Raw genomic sequence first — 17,927 nt, 5'->3', positions numbered from 1 at the left:
GTGAGGGCCATCCGCGCATGGCCCGTGATAGTTAACGCGTTGACAATAGAATAAAAAAGGGCCGGATTAACCGGCCCTGAACACTTATCGATTAAACGCTGCCTGGAACACCGCCACCAACGCGTCGTTTTGCGACTGGGTGAGCGTATGACCTTTCGAGTCGATGAACTGCAGGCTGCTGCGGTTGCCGAGATCGCCGACCTGCAACTTATAATCTCCGTTGGTCAGCTGCGGATCTTTCGCACCCAGCGAATCCCAATGGTCGCGGCTCGGCGAGCGGTAGGTCACAGAGACCGTACCCTGAGGACGGCTGCGATCGTTCACCGTCATTCCGCTATTTTCCAGCGCCTTAGGCAGACGCTCCCAGACCTGAACATAGCTTCCGCGCACCACGATCAACGGCAGGCCGGCATCGTCGGCGGCGCTCTGAACATCCAGAGACTGGGTTCCGCGATGAGACTGCGCATTTTCACGGGCTGACACCGCTTTCTCCAGACCATCGGACAACGAGTTCATCATCTGGCTCGTATAGCGTTGCGTCAGGAAGGCATCATCCAGCGTTGCGTTGTTCTGCTGCAGGGCAAGGAGTTTTACGCCCAACGCCAGCTGATAGCCCTGAGGCTTCAATGACACTTCATAACGCGCCTGATAAGGCGGTTCTTTTTCTTCTTCGGAACTCCAACTAATCCAGCCGGAGGTCAGCGTCTGGCTGGCATCCTGACGGCTGTCGATGGTGTAGCCTTTGGACTGCATCACCTGAATGAGCTGGGACCACAGCTGGCTGTTCTGAGCGCTGTTTTCCAGCAGCAGAGTCGCCGTATTTCCACTCACCTGACCGCGTGACCCGTTCAGCAGCGCCAGCGATTGCATCGGTGGGCGAATATCCAGATTTTTACCCACCAGACCGTTTTGATTAATCGGCGGGACATCGTAGTCACCGTTCTGCAACGGCAGAATCATGCCGGACGGGACATTCAGCGCACGGTGCTCCGGCGTCTGCAGGTAGGACTCATCACCATTGACCTGACGCTTGTAGCGTTGATCGTTGGTACAGGCTGTCAGCAGCGTGATCAGCGAAAGGCTGACCACGGTTGCCACCATTGACTTTTGCAATGAAGAACTCATTCAATCTCCCTAACGATTACAGCAAACCAGACTGCTTCAACGCCTGCCCTACCGCCTCACGACCCTTTTCGGTCAGAGGCGTCATCGGCAGACGCAGCGTGTCGGTCGCTATCAATCCCAATGCCTTACAGGCCCACTTCACCGGAATCGGATTGGGTTCTACAAACAGGTTCTGATGAAGCGGCATCAACCGTTGGTTAAGACGACGGGCTTCAACAAAGTTGCCTCGCGCGGCCAGCGAGCACATTTCCGCCATTTCACGAGGGGCGACGTTCGCCGTAACGGAAATCACCCCGTGACCGCCTAGCTGCATGAAGTCCAGACCGACGTCGTCGTTGCCGCTCAGCAACACGAAGCTGTCATCAACCAGTGCTTGGATCTGAGTTACCCGGCTTAAGTTCCCCGTCGCCTCTTTAATTCCGACAATATTTTTGATGGCGGCAAGGCGAGCGACGGTTTCCGGCATCAGGTCGCAGCCGGTACGGGAGGGCACATTATAGAGGATCTGAGGCAGGTCGGTATGTTCGGCGATCGCTTTAAAGTGTTGGAACAGCCCTTCCTGAGTCGGGCGGTTGTAATAGGGCGTCACCGTCAGACAACCCGCGATCCCGCTGTCGTTAAAGCGTTGGGTCAGGGAGATGGCTTCCGCCGTGGAGTTGGCGCCAGTACCGGCGATAACAGGGATGCGTCCGTCGCACAGGTCGAGCGTCAACATCACTACCTCCCCATGCTCGTCGTGGCTGAGCGTGGCGGACTCTCCGGTGGTCCCTACCGAAACAATCGTCGATGTTCCGCTAGCAACATGAAAATCGATTAATTTTTTTAAAGCCGCGCGATCGACCGCGCCTTTGGCGTCCATCGGTGTAATCAGAGCAACACTACTTCCCGTAAACATTAGCCATCCCCTCCCAAAACAAGTGCCTCATGGTACTTTTGACATCCATGCAAAAGCAAGCGCGCAAGCGCCGTTGTCTGCGCTTGGCAGCCGGTTTTTTTTATGTGTACCATGTAGATCTCAACACATTGAACAGGAAGCGCCATTTTGCCTAGCCCTCAAGAACACTATCTGGTCATCACCGCGCTGGGGGCCGATCGCAACGGCATCGTCAATACGATTACGCGTCATGTCAGTAGCAGCGGCTGCAACATTGAAGATAGCCGTCTTGCCATGCTGGGCAAAGAGTTCACCTTTATCATGCTACTTTCCGGCAGTTGGAATGCCATCGCTCGGATTGAGTCCACGCTGCCCATCATCGGCGCCGAGCTGGAACTGTTGATCGTCATGAAACGTACAGAGTCGCACGCACGTCCGCCGATGCCCGCTACGGTTTGGATCAAGGTGGAGGTGGTTGATTCCCCACACATTATCGAGCGTTTTACCGACCTGCTTGACTCCCACCGGATGAACATCGCCGAACTGGTTTCAAAGACTCAGCCAGCCATCGGAGACGCTTTGCCGAAGCTGTACATTCAGATCACCGCGCACAGTCCGGCCGCGCTGGACGGCTCAATGATCGAGCCAGCCTTTCATCAGCTATGTACAGAACTGCAAGCACAAGGCAGTATTAGCGTGGTGAACTATCCACAGCACGCAAAGAGAGATGGAGAGTAGTGATGACCACACTGAAAGCCGGCGATATCGCACCCAAATTCAGCCTGCCCGATCAGGATGGCGAACCTGTTAACTTAACCGACTTCCTGGGACAGAGGGTTTTAATTTACTTCTATCCCAAAGCCATGACGCCCGGTTGCACCGTGCAAGCCTGCGGTCTGCGCGACAATATGGATGACCTGAAGCACTACGGCGTTGAAGTCCTCGGCATTAGCACGGACAAACCCGAAAAGCTGTCCCGCTTCGTGGAAAAAGAGTTGCTGAACTTTACGCTGCTGGCGGATGAAGACCATCAGGTCGCCGCTCAATTCGGCGTCTGGGGCGAGAAATCCTTCATGGGGAAAACCTATGACGGTATCCACCGCATCAGCTTCCTGATCGACGCGGAAGGCAAAGTAGAAAACGTCTTCGATAATTTCAAAACCAGCAATCACCATGACATCGTGCTCAGCTATCTGAAAGGCGAATAATCGTCTTCTGAGCTCACCAGGTCTGCCGGTACGCGCGCTTCGTACCGGCCATCTTCCCTTTCGACACCTTCCGCGCTTGCATTCATTCTGCCTTTTGATGCCTGGGGTTTCCTTTGCAGGCGACCTCTGGCTAAGATGAAAACCATGATAACGATTTCGCCCCGTTCACAAGGTGGTACGCACAATGGCAAACCGACTTCACCAGACGGTTATGGCGATGCTGGCGACAACGCTGCTTGCCGGCAGCCCGGTCGCCGGCAGCGCCGACGTTCAGGATCGTCTGCCGGATATCGGCACGACGGCAGGCGCTACGCTTAGCATCAATCAGGAACTGGAGATGGGGGATTTCTATCTGCGCAAACTGCGTGCAGGCGCGCCGCTGGTCAACGATCCCCTGCTTTTACAGTACATCAACCAGTTGGGTAACCGGCTGGTCAAATCCGCAGACTCTGTGCGGACGCCGTTTCACTTCTTCCTGGTCAACAACGACGAGATCAACGCTTTCGCCTTTTTCGGCGGCAACGTAGTGATCCATTCCGGTCTGTTTCGCTACGTAGAGAACGAAAGCGAACTGGCCTCGGTACTGGCGCATGAAATCTCCCACGTTACCCAACGCCATCTGGCGCGCGCTATCGAGTCACAGAGAAGCAGCGCGCCGCTGACCTGGGCGGGCGCGCTAGGGTCGATCCTACTGGCGATGGCGAACCCTCAGATGGGAATGGCTGCGCTCAGCGGAACGCTGGCGGGCGCGCAGCAAGGCGTGATTAGCTTCACGCAGGCGAACGAGCAGGAAGCCGATCGCATCGGCATTCAGGTGCTGCAACGCGCGGGATTCGATCCGCAGGCGATGCCTAATTTCCTTCAGCGTCTGGCCGATCAAACGCGCTATGCCACCACGCCGCCGGAAATGCTGCTCACTCACCCCTTGCCGGAAAGCCGGCTGTCCGACTCACGAAACCGCGCCAACCAGATGCGCTCGACGCCGGTCCATTCGTCGCAGGATTTCCTGTTGGCACGTATTCGCGTATTGACGATGTATGCGTCGGATGACAACCCGATCGCCGCCACGCTGCTAAGCAACTGGGAAAAAGGCAATGTACGGGAGCGAGAGGCGGCGCAATATGGCCGGGCGATTCAGGCATACCAGACCAAGAAGTATGACAACGCGCGCGCGGCGCTCCAGCCCTTGCTCGACAAATCGCCCGCCGACCCGTGGTTTCTGGACCTGATGACCGATATCGATATTGGGCAGCAGCGCGCGTCGCAGGCCATCGCCCGCCTGCAGAAAACTCCGGACGCCCAGGTCAACCCGGTGTTGCAGCTCAATTTGGCGAACGCCTATGTGGAAGGCCATCAGGCCGCGGCCGCCAGCCGGCTCCTGCATAAGTACACCTACGCCCATCCCAGCGATCCCAATGGCTGGGATCTTCTCGCCCATGCGGCGGCAGACCAGGGCAATCGCAGCGAAGAACTGGCGGCGAGAGCAGAAAGTCTGGCGCTGAACGACAAACTGGATCAGGCCATCCGCCTGCTGAGCAACGCCAGCGCCCAGAGCCAACTCGGCAGTCTGGATCAAGCGCGCTACGATGCCCGCATCGATCAGCTGCGCACGCTGCAAAAACGCTTCCAGCAATACGATAAATCCTGATGACTCAAGGGAATAATGCAATGAACGATCAAGTGGTGATATATCACAACCCACGCTGCTCCAAGAGCCGGGAAACGCTGGCGCTACTGCGACAGCAGGGCATCGAACCACAGATCATCCGCTATCTGGATACCCCGCTCGATGCCGAGACGCTAGGCACGCTTCTTCAAATGCTCGGCTTTACCCACGCGCGCGAACTGATGCGCCGCAACGAAGCGCTCTATCAGGAATTACATCTGGCGGACGAAACGCTAAGCGACGCTCAGCTGATTGAGGCGATGGCAAGCCATCCGAAATTAATAGAACGCCCTATTGTCGTGGTCGAGGGTCAGGCGCGGCTCGGCCGGCCGTCGGAGAACGTGCTGGCGATCCTGCCGCGAAAATAAAGGAGGCTACAGGTCGAGGGTCTCTTTGACGAAAGGGATGGTCAGCTTGCGCTGCGCCGCGATCGAGGCGTGGTCGAGCTGGTCTAACGTCACAAACAGCGTCCGCATTTCGCGGTCCAGCCGTTTCAGCAGGAAGCGGCTGACATCCTCCGGCAGCTCAAATCCGCGCAGTCTGGCTCGCAGTTGCAAGGCTTCGCCTTTTTCATCGTCTGACAGCGGCTGTAAGCGATAGATTTGTCCCCAGTCCAGCCGGGACGCAAGGTCAGGCAACTGCAAATTAAGCTGGCGAGGCGGACGATCGCCGGTGATCAACAACCGCGTGCGCCCGCCTTCCTGAATGCGGTTATAGAGATTGAACATCGCCATTTCCCACTCTTCGTCGCCCGCAATGGCCTCGATATTGTCGATGCAGACCAGCGCCAACTGCTCCATTCCGTCCAGCACCTCAGGCACAAAATAGGCGCGCTTATCCAGCGGCACATAGCCGACGGCTTCGTCTTTACGAGAGAGTTCGGCGCAGGCCGCATGCAGCAGATGACTCCGGCCCCCGCCGTGGCGAGACCAGAAATAGATGTAGCCGCCGTGCCGCTGAGTCAATGCCGAATGAAGCGCCGCCAGCAGCGAGGCGTTTTCTCCGGGATAGAAACTGTCGAACGTTTCGTCATCCGGTAAATAGAGCGGTAATGAAAGCTGTGCCGGCGTGTTCAGAAGCACCTCAAACCTAACGGGCAGGAAAACGGGGCAAGTCTATCACAGAAACTTTCCCCTGTTGAACCGACAGCACACCTGCCGCCGGGGTCAGTCGCCGCCGTCGGCTAGCGACAGCGGCGACATTTGTCACGACATTAATGGGAATGCTCTTCCTCATCTACCGGATCAAGTACAACTTCTTCCTTGCGTAGTAGAGAAATCACGCGGAACAGCAGGCTCAGGAAAATCCCCACCACCGTCGCCAGCGCCATCCCTTTGAGTTCGACGGCACCGAGGTGTACCTTCGCGCCGCTGACTCCAATGATCAAAATGACCGCCGTCAGGATCAGGTTTTGCGCTTTATCGTAATTCACCTTCGATTCGATCAACACCCGGACACCTGACGCAGCAATCACCCCATACAGCAGCAGCGATACGCCGCCCATCACCGGCACGGGGACCGCCTGGATCGCCGCCGCCAGCTTACCGACGCAGGACAGCAGGATAGCCAACACCGCAGCGCCGCCGATCACCCAGGTGCTGTAGACCTTGGTCAACGCTAATACACCAATGTTCTCGCCATAGGTCGTGTTCGGCGTGGAACCGAAACAGCCGGAAAAAACGGTGGAGATCCCATTAGCGAACAGTGAACGATGCAGCCCGGGATCGCGCATCAGATCTTTCTTGACGATGTTGGCCGTGACCACCAAATGCCCGATGTGTTCGGCAATCACCACCAACGCGGCCGGAAGAATGGACAACACGGCGAACCACTCAAAACGCGGCGTATAGAATGTCGGCAGAGCAAACCAGTGAGCCTGTGCGACCGGCGTCAGATCCACCATGCCCATAAAGAAGGATAGCGCGTACCCCGCTAATACGCCGACCAGAATAGGGATGATGGCCAGAAAACCGCGAAACATCACCGATCCCAGAATCGTCACAGCCAGCGTCGCCAGCGAAACGATCATGGCTTTGGTATCGACGCTCGCGCCGTCGGCGGGTAACAGTCCCGCCATCCCGGCCGCTACGCTGGCCAGCTCCAGTCCTATTACCGCCACGATAGCGCCCATCGCCGCGGGAGGGAACATGACCGAAAGCCAGGCGGTCCCGGCTTTTTTGACAATCAACGCCACCAGACAAAACAGGACGCCGCAGATGATGAATCCGCCTAATGCCAGCTCGTAGCCCAGCGGTAGCAGCAACAGCACCGGAGAGATGAACGCAAAACTGGATCCCAGATAGGCAGGTATTTTTCCTTTGCAGATCAGCAAATAGCTCAGCGTCCCGACACCGTTGAACAGCAATACGGTGGCGGGATTGATTTTAAACAGGATCGGAACCAGCACCGTCGCGCCGAACATGGCAAACAGGTGCTGTAGGCTTAACGGGAGGGTTTGTAACAACGGTGGCCGTTCACTAACGCCGATGGCGCGACGAGTCATCTTGTTATTCCTTTCTCTCTCAGGTGTTGAAAAAAACAATCAGTAAAGCGGTCGCATCCGCTTCAATACGACATCTTTGGGCAACCCGCCGTGACTTCATCGGCGCAGACGGCCTTACCCGCAAAATAAGCCAAAAAAAACCGGCTCTTCAGCCGGCTCATCGTATCTGCTTATTTGGTACCGAACAGCTTGTCCCCGGCATCGCCCAGGCCCGGCATAATGTAACCGTGTTCGTTCAGCCCTTTATCGATAGATGCGGTATACAGCTCAACATCCGGATGGGCTTTCTCCAGCGCGGCGATCCCTTCCGGGGCCGCGACCAGCACCAGCAGCTTGATACGCTTGCAGCCGGCTTTCTTCAACAGGTCGATGGTGGCGATCATGGAACCGCCGGTCGCCAGCATCGGATCAACCACCAACGCCATACGCTCGTCGATATTGGACGCCAGTTTCTGGAAATACGGCACCGGCTCCAGCGTTTCTTCATCACGGTACATCCCCACCACGCTGATGCGCGCGCTGGGCAGATTTTCCAGTACCCCTTCCATCATCCCCAGACCGGCGCGCAAAATCGGCACAACCGTAATTTTTTTGCCCTTGATCTGGTCGATTTCAACCGGCCCGCACCACCCTTCGATGGTGACTTTCTCCATGACCAAATCTGCCGTGGCGACATACGTCAACAGGCTCCCGATCTCCGACGCCAGCTCACGAAAACGCTTGGTGCTGATATCCTGCTCGCGCAACAGGCCCAGCTTGTGTCTGACTAGTGGGTGTTTTACCTCTACGATCTTCATTTTTCTTCTCCCCTTCGGCTACGGACGGCAAAAAAATCGCCGGATTATACCGCTTTTGCAAGCGAGAACCTACGGCCATGGCTGATCCAGATCAACCCGCTCGGGGAATTATAGGCCTGTTTTCCCGAAAGCCCCCGCCGGCACGCGCCGCTCGCAAACGTTTGCTTACGCTGTTAGAATTGCCCCGCTTCATTTTCCAATCACCAAACGTAACCTTCGTGGGGACTCCGCAGTGACCGATAAAACCTCTCTCAGCTATAAAGACGCAGGCGTGGATATTGATGCAGGCAATGCATTGGTCGGACGTATCAAAGGCGTAGTGAAACAAACTCGACGCCCGGAAGTCATGGGAGGTCTGGGAGGGTTCGGCGCCCTGTGCGCCCTGCCGCAAAAATATCGTGAGCCCGTGCTGGTCTCCGGCACCGACGGCGTGGGCACCAAACTGCGTCTGGCGATGGACCTGAAACGTCATGACACTATCGGCATCGACCTGGTCGCCATGTGCGTTAATGATTTGGTCGTCGCCGGCGCCGAACCGCTGTTTTTCCTCGACTACTACGCCACCGGCAAGCTGGACGTGGACACCGCCGCCAGCGTCATTACCGGCATCGCCGAAGGCTGTAAACAGTCCGGCTGCGCCCTGGTCGGCGGCGAAACGGCCGAAATGCCGGGGATGTATCACGGCGAAGATTATGACGTCGCCGGTTTCTGCGTCGGCGTGGTCGAAAAATCAGAAATCATCGACGGCAGCAAAGTCAAAGAAGGCGACGCCCTGATCGCACTAGCCTCCAGCGGCCCGCACTCCAACGGCTATTCGCTGGTACGCAAAATTCTGGAATTCAGCAACACCGATCCGGCCACCGAACAGCTTGACGGCAAGCCGTTGGCCGATCACCTGCTCGCACCCACCAGAATCTATGTGAAATCCATCCTGACGCTGATTGAGAAAATGGATGCTCACGCCATCTGCCACCTGACCGGCGGCGGCTTCTGGGAAAACATTCCACGCGTTCTGCCGGAAGGCATGCAGGCGACTCTCGACGAGTCCAGCTGGCAGTGGCCGTCTGTCTTCAACTGGCTGCAAAAAGCCGGCAATGTCAGCCGCCATGAAATGTACCGCACCTTCAACTGTGGCGTGGGGATGATCGTCGCCCTGCCGGCCGAGCAGGTTGAAGAGGCGATAGCTCTATTGAACGCCAACGGTGAAAAAGCCTGGAAAATCGGTAACATTAACGGCACCGATACCGGAGAAACCGTGGTTATTAACGCATGAAAAATATCGTTGTGCTGATTTCGGGTGAAGGAACTAACCTGCAAACGCTGATCTCTGCCTGTGAACGCAATCGCGTCATGGGCAAGATCGTCGCCGTGTTCAGCAACAATCCCGAAGCGGGGGGATTGGCCCGTGCACAGGACGCTAACATTCCGACGCACGTGTTATCCCCGAGCGATGAAGTCGACCGCGCCGCTTATGACGCGGCGCTGGCGGACGAAATAGAAAAGTATCAGCCCCACGTCATCGTGCTCGCGGGCTATATGCGCATACTAAGCGCCGAGTTCGTCTCCCGCTTCGAGGGGAAAATACTCAATATTCACCCTTCCCTGCTGCCGAAATACCCTGGTCTGCATACGCACCGTCAGGCGATGAAAAATCGTGACCGGCTGCACGGCGCCTCGGTGCATTTTGTCACAGAAGCGCTGGATGGCGGACCGATTGTGCTACAGGCGCGCGTTCCCATCTTCGACGATGACGAAGAGCAAGATGTGAAGGCGAGAGTGCAAACGCAGGAGCACACCATTTATCCGCTGGCGATCAATTGGTTGCTGGGGGGTCGTTTGAAAATGAAAGACAACGAAGCCTGGCTGGACGGTATTCGTATCCCGCCGCATGGCTACGCCGCCGACTAAATCATCTTTTGCCCCGAACGCACTTGCCGACGGGGCCTATCATGAGTATTCTCCCCCGCTTTTTACCCGTTTACGATCCTGAAGCCGGGGCCGCAAGGTTCGGCGAGTCGTCATTCGGCGCGAGTAATAGCTGACAGGACACGCCTGCTATTTATAAGATACTTCTTTCGAGCGTGCTTTTACCGCTGAGAGCCGCCATTCTGTAAAAGGGATTTTAGAGTTAGCATCCTGATTAATAGGGAAAACAAATGAAAAAACTTTTCACATTGATGATGCTCGGCTTGGCGATGTGCGCCGCCAGCATCCCCTCTCAGGCCGGAACTACACTCGACCGGGTCAACCAGACCGGTGTTCTGCGCAATGTCCTGTTCAACGACTATCCGCCGTTCAGCTACATCGATGACAATAATCAGCTGATCGGTTTTGACGTGGATGTCGCTAAGGCCATCGCACAGAAGCTCGGCGTCAAACTGCAATTAGCGACGCCAGGTTGGGAAGCCATCGTCGGCGGACGCTGGCAGGGGCGCTGGGACCTGTGCGTTTGTTCCATGACGCCGAACCCCGAACGTGAAAAAGTCCTCGATTTCGTCACGCCGTATTACAGCACCTACGCCGTGCTGATCGTGCATAAGGACGAAAAACAGATCCAATCGGCGGCGGACCTCAGTCATAAACGCATAGGACTGGGCCTTGGATCGAGCTATGAAAGCTATCTCAACAAAAGCCTCGTGATCCCGGGTGGCAAGCCGATCAGCTTCCCGTTCCAGAGCGTACAGGCGATCCCGACCGATGAGGCCATCGCGTTCCAGAATCTGGCGCTCGGTCCCGGCAAACGCCTGGATGCCGTGATCTCCGATCGCATCACCGCCAAGCCGCGTCTGGCACGCATGACGCAGCTGCGCGTCGTCTCAACGCTCTACGCCGAACCCAACTGGATCGCCACCGATAAAGGCGACCCCGAGTGGACCGCAAAGCTGGCGGAAACCCTTAACGCCCTGCGCGCCGACGGGACGATGTCGCGCATCTCCCAGCAGTGGTTTGGCGAAGACATCACCGAGATTGCCCAATAATGACTCAGCACACACCGTCTTCCTCGCCTCACAATAAGATGGGGGCTCCGGCGCGGAGCCGGGACAATCGTATGGGATTCCGCGTTCGGGCCGGACTGACCTGGCTACTGCTGATCGGACTGCTCTTCTGGCTGTTCGCCAGCATGCAGCTGGATACTGACCTGATACGTCAGAAACTGCCGTCCATGTTAGGGCTGCACTTGTCGCCAGACGGCTTCATTCAGGGCGCGGTGCTTAGCATTGTCATCACCGTCATCTCCATGCTGTTTTGCATCCTGCTCGCCGTGATCACCGCTATCGGTCGCCTCTCCTCAAGCGCACTGGCTTTCGGCTGCGCCACGTTCTACGTGTCGTTATTTCGCGGAACGCCGCTGCTGGTGCAGGTACTCATCATTTACCTCGCCTTGCCGCAGGTCGGTATCGTGATGGGTGCCTTTACCTCAGGCATTATCGCGCTGTCGCTCAACTATGGCGCCTATTTGGCTGAAACCATTCGCAGCGGCGTGTTGTCGGTGCCGCGCGGTCAGAAAGAAGCCGCGATGGCGCTGGGGCTATCTCGCTGGACAATCATCACGCACGTCATCACACCGCAGGCGTTGCGCATCATTATCCCGCCCGCGGGTTCGCAGTTTATTTCCATGATCAAAGATTCGTCGCTGGTCTCTCTGATGGGCCTATGGGAGTTGAACTTTTTGGCGCAGTCTTACGGCCGAAGCACCTATCACTACATGGAAATGCTGACCTCCGCCGCCGCGATCTATTGGCTGATGTCGATGGTTCTAGAGCTGTTGCAGACCCGCCTTGAGCGCCATTTCGCTCGCGGCTACGAACGCCACGATCGCAAAGACGCCTCCTGAGTACGCTCGCCGATTGCCGGGCGCTCAGCCCTCGGCCCTCGGCGAGCCGCCGCACTTATCCGATAGCGTGTCGATTCGCTCAAGGCGAAACGGACGCTATCGCCTAACCTCCCCTTCAATGCCTGGCTCCCGCGCCTGAGCGCATTTTATTTATTTACGAAACACGCTAAATGTCTTTGAGATAGCAGGTTTTTTATTTCTCCCCCGATACCCCTGCATTATCTGTATTGAAAATCCCAATAATAATTATTATCTTTCGCTGCTTGATTGACACGGATACTTTACATGCGCCCAGTATTTCCTTACATCGCTTTGCTGATTTGCAGCTTGTTCAGTTCGCTTTCTCCTGCAAAAACCGTCACCGACATCCTGGGACGCCAGGTTAGCATCCCGGATAACCCCCAGCGCATCATACTGGGCGAAAGCCGCATGCTGTACACGCTCGCGCTGCTGGAACCCGGCAATCCCGCGCAGCGCGTCGTGGGCTGGCCCAACGATCTCGCTCGCTACGACGCCCAGAGCTGGCATCAGTACACCCAGAAATTCCCGGCCATCGCCCAAATCCCGATTCTGGGCAACGGCAACCTCAACACGATCAATGCCGAAATGCTGCTGCCGCTGAAACCCGATCTGGTGATCCTGCCGCGTCTGGCGAAAGGATCGGATAACGAGCAGCGCTTGCAGCACATCCTGACGGAAGCGGGTATTCCCTACATCTATGTCGATCTACGCATCGAACTGATTAAAAACACCCTGCCCAGCCTCAAGTTACTGGGAGAGGCCCTAAATCGTCCCGAACGCGCGGCCGCCTTCAGCACGTTTTATCAGCAGCATATGGACGTCATCCGCGACCGTCTCAGCCGCTATCAGGGCAAAAGAACCACCGTCATGCTGCACCTGCATCTGGGGCGGCGCGACACCTGTTGCACCACCGCGGTCAACGGTAATTTAGGCGAGTTGCTGGACTTCGCCGGCGGGGACAACATCGCCAAAGGCACCATCCACAGCGTGTATGGCGAACTCAACCCGGAACAGGCGCTGGCCGCCAGACCTGAAGTCTACATCGCCACCGGGATGGCCGGACCGGAAGGAAAACGCGTCTCCAACCTGATGCTCGGCCCGGACGTCACGCCGCAAGAGGCGAACGACAGCTTTAACACGCTGCTGCGGCAACAGCCGTTGCTGTCTCATCTGACCGCGGTGCAATCCGGCAGAGCGTGGAGCATGTGGCACAACTTTTACCTCAGCCCTTATCACGTCGTGATGGTGGAAATGTTCGCCAGGGCGCTCTACCCATCGCTGTTTAGCGATATCGACCCACAACACACCTTACAACAACTCTATCAGCAGTTTTTACCGATCGATTTTTCAGGGACCTATTGGAGTCAGTTATCACATGAATAATCACTTATGGCGCAAAGGCTGGCCGTTGTTGGCCGTCATGCCTTTCACCACGCACGCGGCGACACAACAAGCACAGCAAGAAGAGACGCTGGTCGTGACTCGCGACACGACGCCCTCCAGCGCCAAGGAGAGCGGCTATCAGCCTCACAAGACGGTAACGGGTACGCGTACCGAAAGCCGCCTGCTGGACGTCCCTCAGGCCGTTAACGTCGTCCCGCAGCAAGTGCTTCAGGATTGGTCGGCGACCAACATCGACGAAGCGCTCTACAATGTCAGCGGCATTACCCAGGCCAACACGCTGGGCGGAACGCAGGATGCATTGATTAAGCGCGGCTTCGGGGATAACCGTGACGGGTCGATTTTCCATGACGGCGTGCGTTCCATTCAGGCGCGTAACTTTACGCCGACCAGCGAACGTGTCGAAGTCCTGAAAGGGCCTGCCTCCATGCTGTTCGGCATGGGCGAACCCGGCGGCGTGATTAACGTCATCACCAAAAAGCCCGAGTTGGTGCAGAAAACTCATATAGAAGGCTGGAACAGCAGCTTCAACGGCGGCGGCGGACAGCTGGACGTCACCGGCCCGATCAGCGACTCCGGACTCGCCTATCGCATGATCGTCGATCACGATGAAACCGACTACTGGCGCAACTTCGGTCGCAACCGCCAAACGACCATCGCGCCATCGCTGATGTGGTACGGCGATGACACAACTCTGCGCGTCGCCTACGAGCACCAGGAGTACCTGACGCCGTTTGATCGGGGCACGGTGATTGACAGCCGTACCGGCAAACCGGTTGATGTGCCGCGCGACCGCCGCTTTGATGAAACTTACAACGCCACCCGAGGCGATCAGGACACCCTGACTTTCCAGGCGGATCACAACCTGTCCGACCGCTGGAAAACCAGCCTGACTTATGCTTATAGCCGCAACCGCTACAACGATAACCAGCGCGCGCCACCAAATACAACGCGACGACCGGCGATCTGACCCGTCAGGCCGACTCGACCGGCTACGCGCACAGTCAGTCGCAGGCCGTACAGCTAACGCTGAATGGCGATATTGACTGGGGACAGACCAACCATCAGCTGCTGTTCGGCGTTGATCATGAAGCTGACCGAACCTACCGCGGCGATATGATCCGCGGCACCGCCGTCACTAATTTCAACGTCTACAACCCGGTCTACGGCCTGCTGCCCGCGTCGACGTCCGTCAGCGCCGCAGACAGCGACCAGCGTGAAAACGTCGACAGCACCGGCGTGTTTATGCAGGATGCCATCCGCCTTAACGCCAACTGGATGCTGCTCGGCGGGCTGCGCTACGACCACTTCGACGTGATGTCCGGCAAAGGGCGTCCCTTCGTCACCAACACCGATGGCTCATATGGACGGCTCGTTCCGCGCGCTGGCGTCGTTTACAACCTGACGTCCTACTCGTCGCTGTACGCCAGCTATAGCGAGTCCTTCAAGCCCAACACGTCGATTGCCACCCAGATTGGCGCGCTGCCGCCAGAACTGGGCAAATCGTATGAAATCGGCGCCAAACTGGATTTGCCGAATCGTATCACCGCCAACATCGCGCTGTTTGATATTCACAAAAGCAACGTGATGGTCAGCGAAGACGTGGGCGGCGAAACCGTCACGCGCACCGCTGGCAAGGTCCGTTCGCAAGGGGTTGAGCTGGATATGGCCGGCAAGCTGACCGATTCGCTCAGCCTGATTGGCTCCTACGCCTATACGGATGCACGTGTCACCTCCGACCCGGACAACAACGGTAACCGGATGCCGAACGCGGCACGTCACACCGCATCGCTGTTCCTGACGCAGGACTTTGGCAACCTTGGGCTGCATGCGGGAGACAACCTGCGCGTCGGCGCTGGCGCGCGCTACGTCGGCCGCCGTGCGGGTGATGCCGCCAATAGCTTCACGCTGGACGAATACACCGTCGCCGATGCCTTTGTCTCCTACAGCCTGCCCATCAACGGCTATGCGGTGAAATGGCAGCTGAACGTGAAAAACCTGTTCGACAAAACATACTATCCCTCCAGCGGCAGCAACCTGCGCGTATCCGTGGGTGAACCTCGGGAAGTGGTACTGCGCGCCAGCGTAGACTTCTAATTTCTGCTCGGCCGTCACTGCTCCGGAAACGGGGCAGTGCTTTTTCTCTTCACTTTATTCATCGCGAAGTTTCAGCGTCACTGTCTGCCATCCGGCGGATAGCGCGATACTGGGATGTTGAGGTATTTTTAGAGCGAAAAGGTGGGGAGATATTCTGAGAGGAAAACTGCCCGGCGCTGAGCGCCAGGCAAACGGGTAACGTTATTATTTAACGCTGGCGATGGTGCCTTTATAACCGGTAACAACCACGTGCAGCTGTTTGAACACGCCGTAGTCTTTGGTGGTGACTTCGTAACGCGGAGCAACGATCAGATCGGCGCCGGAGGCTTTAACCGCGTTGTAGGCTGCAGCAGATTTAACAGAACCCGCGAGGTCGATAAAAGACAGCGCGCCGCCGGTACCGTAGTTTACGCCGTCGATATATTTGTCGCCTTCACCCCATTTGATCACACCGAACAGGACGTTTGCAGACGCTTCGCCGCTGATTTTCTCGCCCACAGTGATGTCCGCTTTAACGGAAGATTCAACGCGAGCTTCCAGACCCGCAGTCGGCTGACTAGTATTATAAGAGGAACAGCCCGCCAGCAGAGATACCGCAAACGCCGCTGCGGCTAATTTAAATTTTTTATTCATGGTGTGTAATCCCTTTACTTAAAATGAAAAAAACTTCGCAGTTCGAAGTCAGGGAATATTATTTACTTTTAGTTTTAATTACTAGAACACAGCTCTAACGCATTAATAAAGCATCCACAAACTGCAGGTACTTTCTCATTTCAGCCATAATGACATTTAGCACAGAGGCGCAGGCACCGTCCTATCTGAGCTAACCCTTATTTCCTGTAAATATTACCCTGTTATTAATGATTAAATAATCAACAACACAGTCGATAATTCAATATCAAATAAAAATAAGATCAATGAAAAGAAAAAAGGATATATTTACTGCCTATTACTCACATAGATAAAGGTTATTTGAACGAAAAACAAACCGCCACAATAGCAATGAAACCAAAGAGAATAAATGCTCTTTATGAGACCGAATCATATTAGACAGGTTCTAATCTTTTATTAAAATAAAAATGACTTATTTCCAGTGGAAAATATTATTTTAAATAGGGCATTACACTGATTAAACTTCAGTGAGACGCGAAAAATCGTTAGCCAAATAGCGAATATCGGGCACTATAAAGAAAGACAAGAAAGCAAAATTCCCGATAAGATACTGATAATAGAGGATTTACCATGTCTGATTTGAATCACATTGTTCGCCTGAGACCACTGGAGCGAGATGATTTACCCTTCGTTCATCAATTGGATAACAACGCCAGCGTGATGCGCTACTGGTTCGAAGAACCTTATGAAGCCTTCGTGGAATTGAGCGATCTGTATGACAAACACATTCATGACCAAAGCGAACGCCGCTTTATCATTGAACACGAGCGGGTCAAAGTCGGACTGGTGGAACTCGTCGATATCAACCACATCCACCGCCGCGCTGAGTTTCAAATCATCATCGACCCGGCGCATCAAGGGTATGGCTACGCCAGCGCCGCCGCACAGCTGGCGATGGACTACGGCTTCGCCATTCTCAACCTCAACAAACTGTATTTGATAGTGGACAAGGAGAACCAGAAGGCCATCCACATTTACAGCAAGCTAGGGTTCGATGTGGAAGGTGAGTTGATCCACGAATTTTTTATCAATGGGGAGTACCGCAACGCCATTCGGATGTGCATTTTCCAGCATGATTATCTATCTCGGCACAAAAAACCCAGCGGCGCCCCTTCTCCCGAAGCGGATATCACCCGCTAAGCGATACGCGTTGCCGCTCAGGCAATGCGTGTTTTTCCGAACCCGCGCCGCCTGTCTTCAAGGCGCTCCCATTCCCGTTCGCGAGGGTTCACTGATGAATGCTGAACAAGGTGTATCCGCCCCCCTTATCCACATCGTGATTAAACCTGCCACCCGACGATAATTGGGCTTTCATTCCCCCCTCTTCGCACAAAAATTAGAGTCACCCAAAAATAAGACCCTCGCACAATTTCATTGCCGAAAAGCTCACGACACTTCAAAGATAATGCGATGTGCTATTTATACCTCCTCCCCTGAAGTCACGTCTGAAATAAAAGGCTTGATGTAGCATCGATATTTCCTGGTGATAGTGTTTATTCCTGATGCATCAATCAAAGGTTATATTGGCTTATCAAAATCAAATATGACTTAAACACCAAATTAATCCCACACTAAACGAAATTGGCGAGATAATATAAGGGCTGCGTGGTCAATATTCTAAACTGCACACTCTTTATCCACGAAATTTCGACCTCACCGGCTTATTATTCAGACAGCTATTTTTGAAGGACAGACATCGGTATTTAGAATAGTCAACATACGCTGAAA

The 17,927-nt window shown here is 55.5% G+C and carries 16 protein-coding genes and 1 pseudogene; 11 read left to right on the top strand and 6 right to left on the bottom strand.

All coding sequences use genetic code 11. From position 1 onward, the window contains the following. Positions 1 to 84: 84 nt before the first annotated feature. On the bottom strand, positions 85 to 1,125 hold the full coding sequence (gene bamC, locus AU511_RS08065; RefSeq protein ID WP_094099622.1) for an outer membrane protein assembly factor BamC: 1,041 nt from the start codon (positions 1,123 to 1,125) through the stop codon (positions 85 to 87). Between the two features lie 16 nt (positions 1,126 to 1,141). After that, positions 1,142 to 2,020 carry a 4-hydroxy-tetrahydrodipicolinate synthase gene (dapA, locus tag AU511_RS08060; RefSeq protein ID WP_094109338.1) on the bottom strand — a complete coding sequence of 293 codons (879 nt, stop codon included), beginning with the start codon at positions 2,018 to 2,020 and terminating at the stop codon, positions 1,142 to 1,144. A gap of 147 nt (positions 2,021 to 2,167) precedes the next feature. On the opposite strand from dapA, the gene AU511_RS08055 reads away from it, so the two are divergent. The 4 genes from AU511_RS08055 to arsC all read left to right on the top strand — a co-directional run bounded on the left by AU511_RS08055 (position 2,168) and on the right by arsC (position 5,241). Further along, on the top strand, positions 2,168 to 2,737 hold the full coding sequence (locus AU511_RS08055; RefSeq protein WP_094109337.1) for a glycine cleavage system transcriptional repressor: 570 nt from the start codon (positions 2,168 to 2,170) through the stop codon (positions 2,735 to 2,737). Between the two features lie 2 nt (positions 2,738 to 2,739). Beyond that, positions 2,740 to 3,207, top strand: a complete 468-nt coding sequence (gene bcp, locus AU511_RS08050) for a thioredoxin-dependent thiol peroxidase (RefSeq protein ID WP_094099619.1) — start codon at positions 2,740 to 2,742, stop codon at positions 3,205 to 3,207. Between the two features lie 184 nt (positions 3,208 to 3,391). Beyond that, on the top strand, positions 3,392 to 4,855 hold the full coding sequence (gene bepA / locus AU511_RS08045; protein WP_094109336.1) for a beta-barrel assembly-enhancing protease: 1,464 nt from the start codon (positions 3,392 to 3,394) through the stop codon (positions 4,853 to 4,855). Between the two features lie 20 nt (positions 4,856 to 4,875). Next, entirely contained in the window at positions 4,876 to 5,241 is a 366-nt protein-coding gene (arsC, locus tag AU511_RS08040) for an arsenate reductase (glutaredoxin) (protein ID WP_094109335.1), read from the top strand. A 6-nt stretch (positions 5,242 to 5,247) separates the two neighbouring features. Here arsC and hda read toward each other — a convergent pair whose 3' ends face one another. The 3 genes from hda to upp form a co-directional block, all read right to left on the bottom strand. Then, positions 5,248 to 5,955 carry a DnaA inactivator Hda gene (gene hda, locus AU511_RS08035; RefSeq protein WP_094109334.1) on the bottom strand — a complete coding sequence of 236 codons (708 nt, stop codon included), beginning with the start codon at positions 5,953 to 5,955 and terminating at the stop codon, positions 5,248 to 5,250. Between the two features lie 131 nt (positions 5,956 to 6,086). Further along, a complete protein-coding gene (gene uraA, locus AU511_RS08030) occupies positions 6,087 to 7,376 on the bottom strand; it encodes a uracil permease (protein ID WP_094109333.1) in 1,290 nt (429 codons plus the stop codon). Between the two features lie 170 nt (positions 7,377 to 7,546). Beyond that, positions 7,547 to 8,173, bottom strand: a complete 627-nt coding sequence (upp, locus tag AU511_RS08025; RefSeq protein WP_026738902.1) for a uracil phosphoribosyltransferase — start codon at positions 8,171 to 8,173, stop codon at positions 7,547 to 7,549. A 232-nt stretch (positions 8,174 to 8,405) separates the two neighbouring features. Here upp and purM point away from each other — a divergent pair, with 232 nt between their 5' ends. From purM to AU511_RS07995, 6 genes and pseudogenes are all read left to right on the top strand, one after another. Continuing rightward, the gene (gene purM / locus AU511_RS08020) at positions 8,406 to 9,446 is read left to right on the top strand and encodes a phosphoribosylformylglycinamidine cyclo-ligase (RefSeq protein ID WP_094109332.1); all 1,041 of its coding nucleotides are present in this window, start codon (positions 8,406 to 8,408) and stop codon (positions 9,444 to 9,446) included. Then, positions 9,443 to 10,081 (top strand): phosphoribosylglycinamide formyltransferase, encoded by a 639-nt coding sequence (gene purN / locus AU511_RS08015; RefSeq protein WP_094109331.1) that lies wholly within the window; start codon positions 9,443 to 9,445, stop codon positions 10,079 to 10,081. Before purM ends, purN begins: the two co-directional genes overlap by 4 nt. A 248-nt stretch (positions 10,082 to 10,329) precedes the next feature. After that, positions 10,330 to 11,151 carry a transporter substrate-binding domain-containing protein gene (locus AU511_RS08010; RefSeq protein ID WP_094109330.1) on the top strand — a complete coding sequence of 274 codons (822 nt, stop codon included), beginning with the start codon at positions 10,330 to 10,332 and terminating at the stop codon, positions 11,149 to 11,151. 71 nt (positions 11,152 to 11,222) lie between these two features. Continuing rightward, entirely contained in the window at positions 11,223 to 12,008 is a 786-nt protein-coding gene (locus AU511_RS08005; RefSeq protein WP_167372007.1) for an amino acid ABC transporter permease, read from the top strand. Positions 12,009 to 12,293: 285 nt separating this feature from the next. Continuing rightward, positions 12,294 to 13,412, top strand: a complete 1,119-nt coding sequence (locus AU511_RS08000) for an ABC transporter substrate-binding protein (protein ID WP_094099610.1) — start codon at positions 12,294 to 12,296, stop codon at positions 13,410 to 13,412. Then, a pseudogene (locus tag AU511_RS07995) lies at positions 13,405 to 15,527 on the top strand (TonB-dependent siderophore receptor). The gene AU511_RS08000 and the pseudogene AU511_RS07995 overlap by 8 nt, the downstream one beginning before the upstream one ends. Positions 15,528 to 15,731: 204 nt before the next feature. Here the strand turns inward: AU511_RS07995 and AU511_RS07990 are convergent. Next, on the bottom strand, positions 15,732 to 16,160 hold the full coding sequence (locus tag AU511_RS07990) for a hypothetical protein (RefSeq protein ID WP_026738895.1): 429 nt from the start codon (positions 16,158 to 16,160) through the stop codon (positions 15,732 to 15,734). Positions 16,161 to 16,769: 609 nt separating this feature from the next. On the opposite strand from AU511_RS07990, the gene speG reads away from it, so the two are divergent. After that, entirely contained in the window at positions 16,770 to 17,339 is a 570-nt protein-coding gene (gene speG / locus AU511_RS07985) for a spermidine N1-acetyltransferase (protein ID WP_094099607.1), read from the top strand. Positions 17,340 to 17,927: the final 588 nt, after the last annotated feature.

It is taken from the genome of Lonsdalea iberica (assembly GCF_002111585.1).
GTDB classification, from domain to species: domain Bacteria; phylum Pseudomonadota; class Gammaproteobacteria; order Enterobacterales; family Enterobacteriaceae; genus Lonsdalea; species Lonsdalea iberica.
This window is presented reverse-complemented; position numbering and strand designations above follow the sequence as displayed.